The sequence below is a fragment of the Variovorax paradoxus genome, from assembly GCF_024734665.1.
GTDB lineage: Bacteria > Pseudomonadota > Gammaproteobacteria > Burkholderiales > Burkholderiaceae_C > Variovorax.
In genome coordinates, this window is the sequence record NZ_CP102931.1 from 6,293,060 (window position 1) to 6,308,057 (window position 14,998).

General features: G+C 65.7%; 14 protein-coding genes. 4 read left to right on the forward strand and 10 right to left on the reverse strand.

The genetic code is table 11. From position 1 onward, the window contains the following. Window positions 1–19: 19 nt before the first annotated feature. From NWF24_RS29470 to NWF24_RS29505, 8 genes are all read right to left on the reverse strand, one after another. A complete protein-coding gene (locus NWF24_RS29470) occupies window positions 20–1,066 on the reverse strand; it encodes a dipeptide ABC transporter ATP-binding protein (protein ID WP_258351617.1) in 1,047 nt (348 codons plus the stop codon). Beyond that, window positions 1,063–2,088: an ABC transporter ATP-binding protein gene (locus tag NWF24_RS29475; RefSeq protein WP_258351618.1), complete on the reverse strand. Its 1,026-nt coding sequence runs from the start codon at window positions 2,086–2,088 to the stop codon at window positions 1,063–1,065. Before NWF24_RS29475 ends, NWF24_RS29470 begins: the two co-directional genes overlap by 4 nt. A gap of 17 nt (window positions 2,089–2,105) precedes the next feature. After that, complete coding sequence (locus NWF24_RS29480; protein ID WP_258351619.1) at window positions 2,106–3,011, reverse strand: ABC transporter permease subunit; 906 nt, start codon at window positions 3,009–3,011, stop codon at window positions 2,106–2,108. A 4-nt stretch (window positions 3,012–3,015) separates the two neighbouring features. Further along, a complete protein-coding gene (locus NWF24_RS29485; protein ID WP_258351620.1) occupies window positions 3,016–4,020 on the reverse strand; it encodes an ABC transporter permease subunit in 1,005 nt (334 codons plus the stop codon). A gap of 63 nt (window positions 4,021–4,083) precedes the next feature. Then, on the reverse strand, window positions 4,084–5,763 hold the full coding sequence (locus NWF24_RS29490; RefSeq protein ID WP_258351621.1) for a long-chain-fatty-acid--CoA ligase: 1,680 nt from the start codon (window positions 5,761–5,763) through the stop codon (window positions 4,084–4,086). A 102-nt stretch (window positions 5,764–5,865) separates the two neighbouring features. Continuing rightward, on the reverse strand, window positions 5,866–7,290 hold the full coding sequence (locus NWF24_RS29495; protein ID WP_258351622.1) for an NAD(P)(+) transhydrogenase (Re/Si-specific) subunit beta: 1,425 nt from the start codon (window positions 7,288–7,290) through the stop codon (window positions 5,866–5,868). Next, window positions 7,287–7,619 carry an NAD(P) transhydrogenase subunit alpha gene (locus NWF24_RS29500; RefSeq protein ID WP_093053957.1) on the reverse strand — a complete coding sequence of 111 codons (333 nt, stop codon included), beginning with the start codon at window positions 7,617–7,619 and terminating at the stop codon, window positions 7,287–7,289. The genes NWF24_RS29495 and NWF24_RS29500 overlap by 4 nt, the downstream gene beginning before the upstream one ends. A 20-nt stretch (window positions 7,620–7,639) precedes the next feature. Further along, window positions 7,640–8,770, reverse strand: coding sequence for a Re/Si-specific NAD(P)(+) transhydrogenase subunit alpha (locus NWF24_RS29505; protein WP_258351623.1), 1,131 nt, complete (start codon window positions 8,768–8,770; stop codon window positions 7,640–7,642). A gap of 441 nt (window positions 8,771–9,211) precedes the next feature. Between NWF24_RS29505 and NWF24_RS29510 the strand changes: the two genes are divergently transcribed. The 3 genes from NWF24_RS29510 to NWF24_RS29520 all read left to right on the forward strand — a co-directional run bounded on the left by NWF24_RS29510 (window position 9,212) and on the right by NWF24_RS29520 (window position 10,948). Then, window positions 9,212–9,925, forward strand: a complete 714-nt coding sequence (locus NWF24_RS29510) for a response regulator transcription factor (protein WP_258351624.1) — start codon at window positions 9,212–9,214, stop codon at window positions 9,923–9,925. Window positions 9,926–10,001: 76 nt separating this feature from the next. Continuing rightward, window positions 10,002–10,436 (forward strand): DUF4019 domain-containing protein, encoded by a 435-nt coding sequence (locus NWF24_RS29515; RefSeq protein ID WP_258351625.1) that lies wholly within the window; start codon window positions 10,002–10,004, stop codon window positions 10,434–10,436. A gap of 23 nt (window positions 10,437–10,459) precedes the next feature. Next, complete coding sequence (locus tag NWF24_RS29520) at window positions 10,460–10,948, forward strand: NUDIX hydrolase (protein WP_258351626.1); 489 nt, start codon at window positions 10,460–10,462, stop codon at window positions 10,946–10,948. A gap of 8 nt (window positions 10,949–10,956) precedes the next feature. Here the strand turns inward: NWF24_RS29520 and mnmA are convergent, their stop codons facing one another. Continuing rightward, window positions 10,957–12,069 (reverse strand): tRNA 2-thiouridine(34) synthase MnmA, encoded by a 1,113-nt coding sequence (gene mnmA / locus NWF24_RS29525; protein ID WP_258351627.1) that lies wholly within the window; start codon window positions 12,067–12,069, stop codon window positions 10,957–10,959. 184 nt (window positions 12,070–12,253) lie between these two features. Here mnmA and NWF24_RS29530 point away from each other — a divergent pair, with 184 nt between their 5' ends. After that, window positions 12,254–13,981: a long-chain-fatty-acid--CoA ligase gene (locus NWF24_RS29530; RefSeq protein WP_258351628.1), complete on the forward strand. Its 1,728-nt coding sequence runs from the start codon at window positions 12,254–12,256 to the stop codon at window positions 13,979–13,981. Window positions 13,982–13,984: 3 nt separating this feature from the next. On the opposite strand, the gene NWF24_RS29535 is transcribed toward NWF24_RS29530, so the two are convergent. Then, complete coding sequence (locus NWF24_RS29535) at window positions 13,985–14,980, reverse strand: LLM class flavin-dependent oxidoreductase (protein ID WP_258351629.1); 996 nt, start codon at window positions 14,978–14,980, stop codon at window positions 13,985–13,987. Between the last annotated feature and the right edge of the window lie 18 nt (window positions 14,981–14,998).

A 14,998-nucleotide genomic window follows, 5' to 3' on the forward strand; every position in this document is an offset into this window, starting at 1 on the left:
ACGGTTGAAAAAGCGAACGTTAAGGGTTCGTCGCCATCGCGATGGCGGCGGAGGGGACATCGGCGCGCACGAGCGGCGCGCCGTCGAGAAACTTCTCGGAGAAGTGGCAAGCCACCAGCCGCTCGTCGAGCATGCGCAGCAGCGGTCGCTCCTCATGGCAACGCGGTGCCACGTGCGGGCAGCGCGTGCTGAACACGCAGCCCGAAGGCGGATTCAGCGGCGACGGCAGCTCGCCCTTGAGCACGATGCGCTGGCTGCTGAGGCCCGGCGTCGAGGCCAGCAGCGCCTGCGTGTACGGATGCAGCGGCCGCGCGAAGATGCGCGACTTGGGGCCCTGCTCCACCGCGTGGCCGAGGTACATCACGAGCACGTCGTGCGCGATGTGCCGCACCACGCCGAGGTCGTGCGAGATGAAGAGATACGCCAAGCCCAGTTCGGCCTGCAGGTCGGCCAGCAGGTTCAGCACCTGCGCCTGGATCGACACGTCGAGCGCCGACACCGGCTCGTCGGCCACCAGCAGGCGCGGGCTCAGCATCAGCGCGCGTGCAATCGCGATGCGCTGGCGCTGGCCGCCCGAGAACATGTGCGGATAGCGGTTGGCGTACTCGGGCCGCAGGCCCACGCGCGCGAGCATGTCGCGGGCCTTGGCAGCGCGCTCCGACTTGCCCATGGTGGTGTTGATGGCCAGCGGATCTTCGAGCACCGTCGAGATCTTCTTGCGCGGATTGAGCGAGCCGTACGGGTTCTGGAACACCAGCTGCACAGCCTGGCGCAGCTCGCGCTTGCGCTCTGGCGGCGGGTTCACCGCGTCGGCGCCGACCAGCGTGAGCTGGCCTGCCGTGGGCTTTTCGATCAGCGCGACCATGCGCGCCAGGGTCGACTTGCCGCAGCCCGATTCGCCGACCACGGCCAGCGTACGCCCGCGCTCGATGCGAAACGAGATGTCGCCCACCGCGCGCAGATGCGACGGCGCGCGGAACAGCCCGCGGCGGATGTCGTAGGTGCGCTGGAGGTTGTTCGCCTCGACAACCACTTCATTCGATGCGCTGGTCGATGCTTCGCTCATGACAGCACCTCGGCCGCTTGCTGCTTCGGCGGATCGCTCTCGATGGCCGCCTTGCGCCCCGGTTCGCCGAGCGGAAAGTGGCAGCGCACCTCGGCGCTCTGCCACTCGCGCAGCGCGGGCCGCACCTGGCAGGCACGCTCGGTGACGTAGCTGCAACGCGGCGCGAACAGGCAGCCTGCGGGCCGGTCGTGCACGCCGGGCACAACGCCGCTGATGGTGGCGAGCCGGCCCTCGGGCGCGGCGCGCTCGGGCAGCGCCGCGAGCAACGCCTCGGTGTACGGATGCTGCGGCGACGCGAAGAGCCGGTCGACGCGCTGGTGCTCCATCACCTGCCCCGCGTACATCACGGCAATGCGCTGCGCCATTTCGCTGACCACGCCCATGTTGTGCGTGATGAGCACAAGCGCCATGCCGCGCTCCTTCTGCAGGTCGCGCAGAAGGTCGAGGATCTGCGCCTGGATGGTCACGTCGAGTGCGGTGGTCGGCTCATCAGCGATCAGCAGGCGCGGGTTGCAGGCGATGGCCATGGCGATCATCACGCGCTGGTTCATGCCGCCCGAAAGCTGGTGCGGATAGCTGCCCAGGCGCGACGACGCGGCCGGTATGCCCACCTGCTCGAGCAGTTCGGTCGCGCGCTTCTTCGCTTCGCGCTTGTCGAGCTTCAGATGCAGTCGCAGCGTCTCCATCAGCTGGAAGCCGATGGTGAAGCAGGGGTTGAGGCTGGTGGTGGGCTCCTGGAAGATCATCGCGACCTCCTTGCCTACCAGCGCGCGGCGCGCCTTGTCTGAGATGCCGAGCAGCTCCTTGCCCGCAAAGCGCATGTGGTCCGCGCGCACGCGGCCCGGAAAGCCGACAAGGCCCATCAGCGCCATCATCGTGACGCTCTTGCCCGAGCCCGATTCGCCGACGATGCCGAGCACCTCGCCTTCTTCGAGCGTGAGGCTCACGCCGTCGACCGCATGCAGCACGCCGCCCTGGGTGGGGAACTCGACGTGCAAATCCTTTATTTCAAGCAAAGGCATCTTTTCTTTCCTTTGCTTCAGCGCTTGAGCTTGGGGTCGAGCGCGTCGCGCAGACCGTCGCCCAGAAGATTGAAAGCCAGCACCGCCGCGAGGATCGCCATGCCCGGGAAGGTGACGACCCACCACGCGCGCAGCACGAACTCGCGCGCATCGGCCAGCATGGTTCCCCACTCGGGCGAAGGCGGCTGCGCGCCGAGCCCGAGGAAGCCGAGCGCTGCCGCATCAAGGATCGCGGTCGAGATGCCGAGCGAGGCCTGCACGATCAGCGGCGCGGCGCAGTTGGGCAGCACCTCGCTGAACATCAGGCGCAGCGTGCCGGCGCCGCTCACGCGCGCGGCGGTCACGTAGTCGCGCGAGACCTCGGCGATGACGGCGGCGCGCGTGATGCGCACATAGTGCGGCAGCACGACGATGGCCACCGCGAGCATCGCGTTGACCAGCCCCGGCCCGAGGATCGCGACGATCACGATGGCCAGCAGCAGGCTCGGCAGCGTGAGCACGATGTCCATCAGCCGCATGATCGCGATCTCGAGCACGCCGCGGAAAAAGCCCGCGATCAGCCCGAGCACCACGCCCACGACCACCGACAGCGCCACCACCGCGACACCGATCGACAACGACAGCCGCGCGCCGTACATCAGCCGCGAAAGAATGTCGCGCCCGATCGCGTCGGTGCCCAGCAGGTAGCTGACGGAGCCGCCCTGCTGCCACGCCGGCGGCTGCAGGAAGACGGCGCTGTTGGTTTCGTTGGGCGCATGCGGTGCGATCCACGGCGCGAACAGCGCAACGAGCAGCAGCACGACGATGGTGGCGAGCCCGATGACCGCGCCGCGGTTGGCCGAGAACGCCGTCCAGAACTCGCGCCACGGACCGGGAGGGGCGGTGCTTTTCGCACCGGTGGAAATGGTTTGTGTCGAGGCCATGAGCTCAGCGCCGGATGCGGGGGTTGATGACGCCGTAAGCCACGTCGACGAGCAGGTTCACCAGCATCACGATGCCGCCAAGCAGCAGCATGCCGCCCTGCAGCACCGGATAGTCGCGCCGGCCGATGGCCTCGATGAGCCACTTGCCGACGCCGGGCCAGGAGAAGATGGTCTCGGTGAGGATCGCCCCCGTGAACAGCACACCCACCTGCAGCCCGATGACGGTGACGACCGGAATCAGCGCATTGCGCAGCGCATGCAGCCCCACCACGCGAAAGCGCGACAGGCCCTTGGCACGCGCGGTGCGGATGTAGTCCTCGCCAAGCACTTCGAGCATGGCCGAGCGCGTCATGCGCGCAATGACCGCAAGCGGCACCGTGCCGAGCACGATGGCCGGCAAGATGAGGTGATGCAGCGCCGACCAGAAGGCATCGATGTCGCCGGCACGCAGCGAGTCGATCAGCAGGAAGCCGGTGTCGGGCTCGATGTAGTACTGCACCGCAATGCGCCCCGACACGGGCGTCCATCCGAGCTGCACCGAGAAGAACAGGATGAGCAGCAGCCCCCACCAGAAGATCGGCATCGAGTAGCCGGTGAGCGATGTGGCCATCACGCCGTGGTCGAAGATGGAATTGCGCCGCACCGCCGCAAGAATGCCAGCCGGCAGCCCCAGCAGCAGCGCGAAAAGAATGGCGCAGACCGCAAGCTCGACAGTGGCCGGAAAGAGCGCGAGGAACTCGCTCATCACCGTGTCCTGCGTGATGAGCGACTTGCCGAGGTCGCCGTGCAGCACGCGGCCGATGTAGATGCCGTACTGCACGATCACCGGCTTGTCGAAGCCGTAGGCGGTGCGCAGCTCGGCATGGCGCGCGGGGTCGATCCCGCGCTCGCCGGCCATCGTTTCAATGGGGTCGCCCGGCACGAGCCGGATGAGGAAGAAGGCGAGCAGTGTCATGCCGATGAAAGTCGGCACCAGCAGGCTCACACGGGTCAGTAGGAATCGAAACATCGACCCGCGAATATGCAAGATCGATGCCGCGGCCCCACCCGGGCCGAACCCTTACTTCAGCGCTTACTTCTTGGCGTCGCGCAGCTCGCGGCGAAGGATCTTGCCGACCGGCGTCTTCGGCATGTCGCTACGAAACTCTACGATTCGCGGCTGCTTGTAACCCGTAAGGTTTGCTCTGCAGTATTCGCGCACCTGTGCCTCGGTGAGCGAAGGGTCTTTCTTCACGATCACGAGCTTCACGGCCTCGCCGGTCTTGTCGTCGGACACGCCGACCGCCGCGCATTCGAGCACGCCCGGAATCAGTGCGACCACGTCTTCGATCTCGTTCGGGTACACGTTGAAGCCCGACACCAGGATCATGTCCTTCTTGCGGTCGACCACCTTGAAGTAGCCGCGCTCGTCGACCACGCCGATGTCTCCGCTCTTGAAGTAGCCGTCGGGCGTCATGACCTTGGCAGTTTCGTCGGGGCGCTGCCAGTAGCCGGCCATCACCTGCGGGCCCTTGATGGCGATTTCGCCGCGCTCGCCGGTCGGCACTTCGTTGCCGTCATCGTCGAGCAGCTTGAGCAAGGTGCTCGGCAGCGGCAGGCCGATGGTGCCGGTGTAGGCGGTGCTGTTGGTCGGGTTGCAGGTGGTTGACGGCGATGTCTCCGACAGGCCGTAGCCTTCGCAGATCGGGCAGCCGGTTTTCTCGAGCCAGAGCTTCGCGACCGCGGCCTGCACCGCCATGCCGCCGCCGACCGAGACCTTGAGGTTCTTCCAGTTGACGGTGTTGAAGTCGGGGTGGTTCGCCAGTCCGTTGAACAGCGTGTTGACGGCAGGGAAGCTGTGGATGGTGTGCTTCGACAGTTCCTTCAGCACGCCGGGAATGTCGCGTGGATTCGGAATCAGGATCAGCTTGCCGCCCGTGCGCATGTTCAGCATCATGCCGACCGTGAACGCGAAGATGTGATACAGCGGCAACGCGCACACGCTGGTGGGCTGTTCGTTGGCCGGCACCTTGTTCATGACCGGCTCGTTCCAGGCTTCGGACTGCAGCACGTTGGCGATCACGTTGCGATGCAGCAGCACCGCGCCCTTCGACACGCCGGTGGTGCCGCCCGTGTACTGCAGCACCGCCACGTCGTCGGGGCCGATGGCCACGGGCTTGAGCGATGCGCTCGCGCCCTTGTCGAGCGCGTCGTTGAAGCGCACCGCGCCCGGCAGGTTGAACTGGGGCACCATCTTCTTGACGTTGCGCACCACGTAGTTGACGAGCGCGCCCTTCAGGAAGCCGAGGCGGTCGCCCATCGAAGCGAGCACGATGTGCTTGACCGGCGTGGCCCCGATGCATTGCTGCAGCGTGGTGCCGAAGTTCTCCATGATGATGATCGCCTTGGCGCCCGAGTCCTTGAGCTGGTGCTCGAGTTCGCGCGGCGTGTACAGCGGGTTCACATTGACCAGGATCAGCCCGGCGCGCAGGATGCCCGCGACCGAGATCGGGTACTGCGGGCAGTTGGGCATCATGACCGCCACGCGGTCGCCCTTGGCGAGGCCCAGGCCCTGCAGGTAGCCCGCGAAGGCCTTGCTCTGCTTGTCGGTTTCCGCGTAGCTGATGTCCTTGCCCATGAAGCTGTAGGCCGTGCGATCGGCGTACTTCGTGAAGCTCTCTTCCATGAGCGCGACCAGCGAGGGGTACTGCGAGGCATCGATATCGGCGGGCACACCCTGCGGGTAGCTGCTGAGCCAGGGACGATCGGTCATTGGATTTGTCTCCTCCAGGAAGTCGGACTTGTTGAAAACGAAAACGGCGCTCGAAGTGGCGCCGCGAAGAACTCGCCCGCCGTGCGGGCAGGGACCTTCGGCCTATTCGATGGCCTTGCCCATATCTTCCACTACTTTTTTGGCATCGCCAAAGACCATCATGGTCTTGTCCATGTAGAAGAGCTCGTTGTCCAGACCGGCATAACCGGCGGCCATGGAGCGCTTGTTCACGATGACGGTCTTGGCCTTGTAGGCCTCCAGGATCGGCATGCCGTAGATCGGGCTGCCCTTGGTGTGCGCGGCAGGGTTCACCACGTCGTTGGCGCCCAGGATGATCGCCACGTCGGCCTGGCCGAACTCGCCGTTGATGTCTTCCATCTCGAACACCTGGTCGTACGGCACCTCGGCCTCGGCCAGCAGCACGTTCATGTGGCCGGGCATGCGGCCCGCCACCGGGTGGATCGCGTACTTCACGGTGATGCCCTTCTCGGTGAGCTTGGCCGCGAGTTCCTTCACCGCGTGCTGCGCGCGTGCGACTGCAAGGCCGTAGCCCGGCACGATCACCACGGTCTCGGCATTGCCGAGCACGAAGGCCGCGTCGTCGGCGCTGCCGGTCTTCACTGGGCGCTGTTCCTTGGCCGCGCCGCCGGCCGTGGCCGCCTCGCCGCCGAAGCCGCCCAGGATCACGTTGAAGAACGAGCGGTTCATGGCCTTGCACATGATGTAGCTCAGGATCGCACCCGAAGAGCCCACAAGCGAACCGGCCACGATCAGCATCGCGTTGTTCAGGCTGAAGCCGATGCCCGCGGCCGCCCAGCCCGAGTAGCTGTTGAGCATCGACACCACCACCGGCATGTCGGCGCCGCCGATCGGGATGATGATGAGCACGCCCATCACGAAGGCCAGCGCCAGCATCGCGAAGAAGGCCGGCCAGCTTTCGGTGAAGACGAACACCAGGCCCAGGCCGACGGTGGCCAGGCCCAGCACGAGGTTCAGCATGTGCTGGCCCGCGAACTGCACCGGCGCGCCCTGGAAAAGGCGGAACTTGTACTTGCCCGAGAGCTTGCCGAAGGCGATGACCGAGCCGCTGAAGGTGACGGCGCCGATGGCCGCGCCCAGGAACAGTTCGAGCCGGTTGCCGCTCGGGATCGGGTCGCCCTTGATCGCGATGCCGAAGGCATGCGGCTCGGCCACTGCGGCCACCGCGATGAACACCGCAGCCAGGCCGATCATGCTGTGCATGAAGGCGACCAGCTCGGGCATCTTGGTCATCTCGACCTTGTTGGCCATGTAGGCGCCGAGGCCACCGCCGAGCACCAGCGCGACCAGCACATAGCTCAGCCCGTTGAGGTTGCCGCTGGCGAGCTTGTAGATCAGCGCGCCGGTGGTCAGCACGGCGATGGCCATGCCGGTCATGCCGAAGATGTTGCCGCGGATCGAGGTGGTGGGATGGCTCAGGCCCTTCAGGGCCTGGATGAAGCAGATGCTGGCAACGAGGTACAGCAGCGTGACGAGGTTCATGCTCACTTGGCGGCTCCCTCTTCAGCCTTCGGTGCGACGGCCTTCTTTTCTTTCTTCTTGAACATCTCCAGCATTCGCCGCGTGACGAGGAAGCCGCCGAAGACGTTCACCGCGGCCAGCGCCACGGCCAGCACGCCCATGGTCTTGCCCAGCGGCGTGTCGGTGAGCGCGGCCGCCAGCATGGCGCCCACGATCACGATGGCCGAGATGGCGTTGGTCACGGCCATCAGCGGCGTGTGCAGCGCGGGCGTGACGGTCCACACGACGTGGTAGCCGACGTAGATGGCCAGCACGAAGATGATCAGGTTGATGACTGTGTGCGAAACGATGTCCATGTTCTTCTCCTCGGCGGGCGTTATTTCTTCGTGACCTGGCCGTCTTGCGTGACGCGGCAGGCGGCGACGATGTCGTCCTCGAGGTCGATCTTCAGCGCGCCCTCCTTGGTGACGATGAGCTTGAGAAAGTCGAGCACGTTGCGCGCGTAGAGCGCCGAGGCATCGGCCGCCACGAGCGCCGCGAGGTTGGTTTCACCGACGATGGTCACGCCGTGCTTCACCACCGTCCTGTCTGCTTCCGACAGCGGGCAGTTGCCGCCCACGCCGCCCGCGCCCTTGCCTGCGGCGATGTCGACGATGACGGAACCCGGCTTCATCGACTTGACCATGTCCTCGGTGATGAGGGTCGGCGCGGCACGGCCCGGAATGAGGGCGGTGCTGATGACGACGTCGGCCAGCGCCACGCGCTTGGCGACTTCGACCTGCTGGCGCGCGAGCCAGCTCGCAGGCATCGGCTTGGCATAGCCGCCGACGCCGACCGCGGCTTCTTTTTCTTCATCGGTGTCGTAGGACACTTCGATGAACTTGCCGCCGAGCGATTCGATCTGCTCCTTGACGCTGGGGCGCACGTCGGACGCCTCGATGACAGCGCCCAGGCGCTTGGCCGTGGCAATGGCCTGCAGGCCCGCCACGCCGACGCCGAGGATGACGACGCGCGCGGCCTTCACCGTGCCGGCCGCCGTCATGAGCATCGGAAAGAAGCGCTGGTACTTGTCGGCCGCGATCATCACGGCCTTGTAGCCGGCGATGTTGGCCTGCGACGAGAGCACGTCCATGCTCTGGGCGCGGGTGGTGCGCGGCGCGGCTTCGAGCGCGAAGCCGACGACGCCGGCAGCCGCCAGGCGCTGAAGGCCGGCTGCGTCGAAGGGGTTGAGCATGCCGATGACGACGGCACCGGACTTCAGCAGCGCGGCCTCGGCATCGGTGGGCGTGCGCACCTTGAGCACCATGTCGGCGGAGAAGGCCCCGGCCTGGTCGGTGATCTCGGCGCCTGCGGCCTGGTACGCGGCATCGGTGACGCTGGCTGCAACGCCGGCCCCCGACTGCACCCGTATGGAGTGCCCTGAGGCGACCAGTTTTTTCACCGTCTCAGGTGTAACAGCCACGCGGGTTTCGCCAGCCAGTGTCTCGGCGGGCACGCCTATCAGCATAGAGATCTCCTCAGAGCAAGGGGGCACAGGGAATGCGGGCAGAGCTTACAGCAAGATTACAGCCGCCCGCCGTCGCCAAAACGCTCTGTGGTTTTGACCCCAAAGTGCCGATGAATGCTGCCGTCATTGCTACTCAATTGATAGCAAACTCGGGTATTCGATAGCCGCCTCGCGCAGACTGGGGCACGTGTTCAACCTCGCGCCGGCCGAACTCCAGGCGGTTTGTCCAGCGAGAAATTGTCGATGGGCGCCAATAACGCCCTTCATTCAAGATCTCGATTTGTATTCAATTGCTGTTAACTTCGTTAACAAGTGAACTGAAAACCCCGATTTGCGTGCATTAGTTGCAATTCAAAAACTTTACGTTAGTCGCAGATAGATACACTTCAGCCCAATCGCCAGTTCACAGAGACTGACGAAGGGGAGGAAGAAGGGGATGGAATGCGAATCGCGGTACTCAATGACGGTGTAGATCAATTCAAGCGAATCAATCGAACCATGGCGGCACTCGAGCACGAGTGCCATCCCTACACGGAAGGAAAAGCGCTGTTGCAGGCAATGCGCCGGCAGACCTTCGACCTGCTGATACTCGACTGGAACCTGTCCGACATGGAGGGCCCAGACGTGGTGAGGTCCATCCGTCACGAACTCAACAGCCGGCTTCCCATTCTTTTCGTGACCGACAAGCGTGACGAGGCGGACATGGTCGAAGGCCTCAACGCGGGCGCGGACGACTTCATGGTCAAGCCCACCCGTGCCGGCGAACTCGAAGCGCGTGTGAACGCGCTGCTGCGCCGGTCCTACCCGGCCCAGCACGAGATGGAACTGGTCTTCGGCCCTTACCACTTCTATCCGCCCTCGCGCGTTCTGAAAGTTCGCGGCGTGCAGGTAGAGCTGAAGAACCGGGAGTACGAGCTCGCGCTGTTCCTGTTCCAGAACGTCGGGCGACTGCTTTCGCGGGAGCACCTGCACGAGGCCGTCTGGGGCCTTGGCATCGAGGCGCTGTCGCGCTCGCTCGACACCCATGTCTCGCGCCTGCGAACCAAGCTCGACCTGCGCCCCGCAAACGGCTTCCTGCTGCTGGCCATCTACGGCCTGGGCTATCGGCTGGAAACAATCGAAGCCGATGCCTTGTCCGGCATCGGCGCGCGCTGAGTCGGGAATCTCCGGCACGCTACAGTCTCCAACGGCACCCCGCCGTCATGTGCTTGCGCCACAAGGAATGAGACGAATGAATCCGATGATCCGGTTGCTGCTCGCCACCACGTTGTTCTGGAGCTGGCTCAGCCCGGCCGCTGCGCAGGAGGTCGAAGCCAGCGACATGGTGCGCGGCGGCATGCTGGCGATTCAGATGATCGACCAGGGCAAGGCCGGCGAACTGTGGGACGGCGCCACCCCGGCCACCCGCAAGCGCGTGACGCGCGCCGACTTCACCGGCCAGGTCGCCAGGAGCCGCGCCCCAATTGGTGCACCGCAAATGCGCACCTGGGTGGCGGTCAATCGCCAGGTCGTGGCTGACCCCGACGGCGAAACGGCCGGCCAGTACGTCAGTGTCGAATACGAGACCCGCTTCGCGAACAAGCCCGACGGCACGCTGCGCGAACTCGTGAGCTTTCACCTCGACAGCGACCGCGTCTGGCGCTTCAGCGGCTACGTGCTGAAATAAGCGCCTAAAACACGGCAAATCCCATGGCAAGCCAGCGCTGGAAACCCAACGTCACCGTGGCCGCGGTAATCGAGCGCGACGGGCGCTTCCTGCTGGTCGAGGAGCAGACCAGCGATGGCCTGCGACTCAACACGCCCGCAGGGCATCTCGACCCCAGCGAATCCCCCGCCGAGGGCTGCGCACGCGAAACCCTCGAAGAAACGGCCCATCATTTCACGCCAACAGCGCTCATCGGCGTCTATATGGCGCGTTCCCGGCCACTGGCCGAGCGCGGCGAAGACACCACCTATATGCGCTTCGCCTTCACAGGCACGCTGGGTGCGCTTGAAGAAGGCCGACCGCTCGACGAAGGCATCGTGCGCACTATCTGGATGACAGCGGATGAAATCCGCGCCAGCGTGGCGCGGCATCGCAGCCCGCTGCTGCTGCAGTGCATCGAAGACCACCTGGCCGGCAAGCGCCACCCGCTGGACCTGATCCACGTCGACGAATCGGTGCGATCAGCGCCCTGAACAATCAATCAGACGATGACGCCGCCGCCAAGGCAGCGTTCGCCGTCATAGAGCACGGCCGATTGCCCCGGCGTCACGGCCCATTGCGGCTCGCCGAAACGCAAGCCGAACGCGGCAACATTCGCGCCTTCGTCCCCCGCATCCATCTCGCAGGCCGCATCGGCCTGCCGGTAGCGCGCCTTCGAGCCATAACCGCCCGGCACCGGCGCCTCGCCGGAGACCCAGCTCGCATCGTCCGCCTTCAGCACCGACGACAGCAGCCACGGATGGTCGTGCCCCTGCACCACCCAGAGCGTGTTCTTCTCGACGTCCTTGCGCGCCACGAACCACGGCGAGTGGTCGCCCGAGCCGCGCTGCGCGCCCTTCTCCTTCACGCCGCCAATGCCCAGCCCTTGCCGCTGCCCCAGCGTGTAGAAGCTCAGCCCCTGGTGCTCGCCCAGCTTGCGGCCGCGGTCGTCCTTGATCGGGCCCGGCTCCTTGGAGATGTAGCGGTTGAGGAAATCGCGGAACGGCCGCTCGCCGATGAAGCAGATGCCGGTCGAGTCCTTCTTCTTCGCGTTGGGCAGGCCGATTTCCTCCGCGATGCGGCGCACCTCGGTCTTGTGCAGCTCGCCAACCGGGAACAGCGTCTTCGACAGCTGTGCCTGATTCAGGCGGTGCAGGAAGTAGCTCTGGTCCTTCGACGGGTCGAGCCCCTTCAGCAGCTCGTGCTTGCCGGTTGCCTCGTTCAGCCGCACGCGTGCGTAGTGCCCGGTGGCGATCTTCTCTGCGCCCAATCGCATGGCGTGGTCGAGAAAAGCCTTGAACTTGATCTCGGCGTTGCACAGCACGTCGGGGTTCGGCGTGCGGCCGGCCTTGTATTCGCGCAGGAATTCGGCGAACACGCGGTCCTTGTAGTCGGCCGCGAAGTTGACGTGCTCGATCTCGATGCCCAGCACGTCGGCCACGCTGGCGGCGTCCACGAAGTCGATGTTCGACGAGCAGTATTCGCTGTCGTCGTCGTCTTCCCAGTTCTTCATGAAGATGCCGACCACCTCGTGCCCCTGCTGCTTGAGCAGGTGCGCCGTGACCGCGGAGTCCACTCCGCCGCTCAGTCCCACCACGATCCGTTGCTTTGCCATAAGCCCGCCATTGTCCCAGCCCGGCGGTAGGGGCTTCTGGCGTGTGGGAAATCGGGAAAACCCCTGTCGCCGGCTTGTCAGGCCCAGGTCCACAGCGCAAAGGCCCGGCGCTACAGTGCCGCTGAAGAAGGCGGCGCAGACCCGCCACGCGATTTGCAACAACAGCACAGCGGAGACAAGACGCATGGCCACCCCCTCCCCAGCCGCCCTTTCCGGCGACAACACCCCCTGGACACGCGCCTACCCGCCGGGCATGCGCTGGGACGCTGAACTGCCCGTGAAGCCGGTGCAGCAGATGCTCGACGAGGCTGTCGAGCGCTGGCCCGACAACTCCGCCGTCGAGTTCATGGGCCAGGCCATCACCTACCGCCAGCTCGGCGCCGCAGTCGACCATGCCGCCAAGGGCCTGCAGGACCTGGGCGTGAAGCCTGGCGTGCACGTCGGCCTCTACCTGCCCAACACGCCTCACTACCCGATCGCCTTCTTCGCTGTGCTCAAGGCCGGCGGCACGGTGGTGAACTACTCACCGCTCGACGCCGAGCGCGTGCTGGCCCACAAGATCGAGGACAGCCGCACCGACATCCTCATCACGCTAGACCTCGTCAACCTGTACCCGCAGATGGCGCGCCTGCTCGACAACTCGCGCCTGCAAAAGCTGGTGGTCGGCAGCCTCGGCGACTACGGCGCGATGGGCGACAAGGTGCAAGCCCAGTTGCAGGGCGCCGGCCAGATCGCCCCCGTGCCCACCGACGACCGGCATGTGCGCTTCACCGAGCTGCTGAAAAGCGAAGGCACGTACAAGACCCATCCGCTCGGCGACCTCGCGGAAGAAATCGTGGTGCTGCAGTACACCGGCGGCACCACCGGCCTGCCCAAGGGCGCGATGCTCACGCACGCCAACCTCACGTCGGCCTCGGCGCAGTACTACGAATCGACCAAGGGCGATCCGCCCATCCTGGCCGAAGGGGCAGAACGCTTCCTGGTCGTGCTGCCGCTTTTTCACATCTTCGCGCTCAGCGCCGCGATGCTGCTCGGCGTGCGCCTGGGTGCAGCGCTGGTGCTGCACACGCGCTTCGATGTCGACGCGGTGATGAACGAGCTCGCGGCCAGCAAGATCAGCGTGTTCCCCGGCGTGCCGACGATGTACACCGCGATCCTCTCGCACCCCAAGGCCAAGGAGATGGACCTGCGCTCGCTCAAGTTCTGCGGATCGGGCGGCGCACCGCTGCCAGTGGAGGTGGAGCAGCGCTTCTTCGAACTCACCGGCTGCCACCTCAACGAAGGCTGGGGCATGACCGAGACCTCGCCCGTGGGCACCTTCACGCCCGCGCGCGGCGTGCGCAAGGCGGGCTCGTGCGGCATGCCGCTGCCGCAGGTGCGCATCAAGCTCGTGAGCCTGGACGATCCGGCGAAGGACGTCACCGCGTTCGGCGAGCCGGGCGAGCTGTGCATCAAGGGCCCGAACGTGATGAAGGGCTACTGGAACAACCCGAAGGCAACCGCCGAGTCGATGACGGCCGACGGCTACTTCCGCAGCGGCGACGTCGCGAAGATGGACGCCGACGGCTACTTCTACATCGTCGACCGCACCAAGGACATGCTGCTGTGCGGCGGCTACAACGTCTATCCGCGCGTGCTGGAAGAGGCGGTGTACGAGCACCCTTCGGTGGCCGAGGTCTGCGTGATCGGCATACCAGACGAGTACCGCGGCCAGTCGCCCAAGGCCTTCGTGAAGCTGAAGGAAGGCGCGAGCGAACTGACGCTCGATGCGCTCAAGGCCTTCCTGAAGGACCGCCTGGGCAAGCACGAGATGATCGGCGCGCTGGAGATCCGGCCGGAGCTGCCCAAGACCGCCGTGGGCAAGCTCTCGAAGAAAGACCTCGTGGACGAGGAAGCCCGCAAGCGGGCCTGAGCTTTACTGCTTCGGCGTCTGTCCGAACGCGCCGGCCAGCAGCTCATAAGAGCGCAGCCGGGCAGCGTGGTCGAACACCTGCGAGGTGATCATGAGTTCGTCAGCGCCGGTGCGCGCGACGAACGCTTCCACGCCCTTCTTCACCGTCTCGACCGACCCCACCGCGGAGCACGAGAGCACCGAGTCGAGCAGCGCGTTCTCCGCGGGCCCGACCTTCTGACGATAGTTTTCCACCGGCGGCGGCAGGCGCCCCGGCCGGCCGCTGCGCAGGTTCACGAAGGCCTGCTGCCACGAGGTGGCGCGGAACTCGGCCTCTTCATCGGTGTCGGCCGCGAACACATTGAAGCCCAGCATCACATACGGCTTCTGCAGCTGTGCCGACGGCTTGAAGGTCTCGCGATAGATCTGGATGGCCTGCATGATCTGCTGCGGCGCGAAGTGCGAGGCAAAGGCATAGGGCAGCCCCAGGTGCGCCGCCAGCTGCGCGCCGAAGGTGCTGGAGCCGAGGATCCACACCGGCACTTCGAGCCCCGCGCCGGGCACGGCTCGCACCGGCTGCTGCGGCGTCTTCGACATGAAGTCCATCAGCTCGATCACGTCCTGCGGAAACTGGTCCGTGTCCGATTCGAGGTTGCGCCGCAAGGCCCGCGCGGTGCGCTGATCGGAGCCGGGCGCGCGCCCCAGGCCGAGATCGATGCGCCCCGGGTACAGCGACTCCAGCGTGCCGAACTGCTCGGCAATCACCAGCGGCGAATGGTTCGGCAGCATCACGCCGCCTGCACCGATGCGGATGGTGGAAGTGCCCGCCCCCACATGCGACAGCAGCACGGCAGTGGCCGCGCTCGCAATGCCCGGCATGCCGTGGTGCTCGGCCAGCCAGTAGCGCGTGTAGCCCAGCTTCTCGCCATGCTGCGCCAGCGAGAGCGAGTTGCGGAACGACTGCGCGGCGTCGCTGCCCTCGGTGATCGGGGAAAGGTCGAGGATCGATAACGGAATCATGGGCGCGATCATGGCGCG

Excerpts from the sequence above, each read along its gene's own strand:
- NWF24_RS29470 (WP_258351617.1), bottom strand. The coding sequence starts at position 1,066 with ATGAGCGAAGCATCGACCAGCGCATCGAATGAAGTGGTTGTCGAGGCG.
- NWF24_RS29475 (WP_258351618.1), bottom strand. The coding sequence starts at position 2,088 with ATGCCTTTGCTTGAAATAAAGGATTTGCACGTCGAGTTCCCCACCCAG.
- NWF24_RS29480 (WP_258351619.1), bottom strand. The coding sequence starts at position 3,011 with ATGGCCTCGACACAAACCATTTCCACCGGTGCGAAAAGCACCGCCCCT.
- NWF24_RS29485 (WP_258351620.1), bottom strand. The coding sequence starts at position 4,020 with ATGTTTCGATTCCTACTGACCCGTGTGAGCCTGCTGGTGCCGACTTTC.
- NWF24_RS29490 (WP_258351621.1), bottom strand. The coding sequence starts at position 5,763 with ATGACCGATCGTCCCTGGCTCAGCAGCTACCCGCAGGGTGTGCCCGCC.
- NWF24_RS29500 (WP_093053957.1), bottom strand. The coding sequence starts at position 7,619 with ATGGACATCGTTTCGCACACAGTCATCAACCTGATCATCTTCGTGCTG.
- NWF24_RS29505 (WP_258351623.1), bottom strand. The coding sequence starts at position 8,770 with ATGCTGATAGGCGTGCCCGCCGAGACACTGGCTGGCGAAACCCGCGTG.
- NWF24_RS29510 (WP_258351624.1), top strand. The coding sequence starts at position 9,212 with ATGCGAATCGCGGTACTCAATGACGGTGTAGATCAATTCAAGCGAATC.
- NWF24_RS29515 (WP_258351625.1), top strand. The coding sequence starts at position 10,002 with ATGAATCCGATGATCCGGTTGCTGCTCGCCACCACGTTGTTCTGGAGC.
- NWF24_RS29520 (WP_258351626.1), top strand. The coding sequence starts at position 10,460 with ATGGCAAGCCAGCGCTGGAAACCCAACGTCACCGTGGCCGCGGTAATC.
- mnmA (WP_258351627.1), bottom strand. The coding sequence starts at position 12,069 with ATGGCAAAGCAACGGATCGTGGTGGGACTGAGCGGCGGAGTGGACTCC.
- NWF24_RS29530 (WP_258351628.1), top strand. The coding sequence starts at position 12,254 with ATGGCCACCCCCTCCCCAGCCGCCCTTTCCGGCGACAACACCCCCTGG.
- NWF24_RS29535 (WP_258351629.1), bottom strand. The coding sequence starts at position 14,980 with ATGATTCCGTTATCGATCCTCGACCTTTCCCCGATCACCGAGGGCAGC.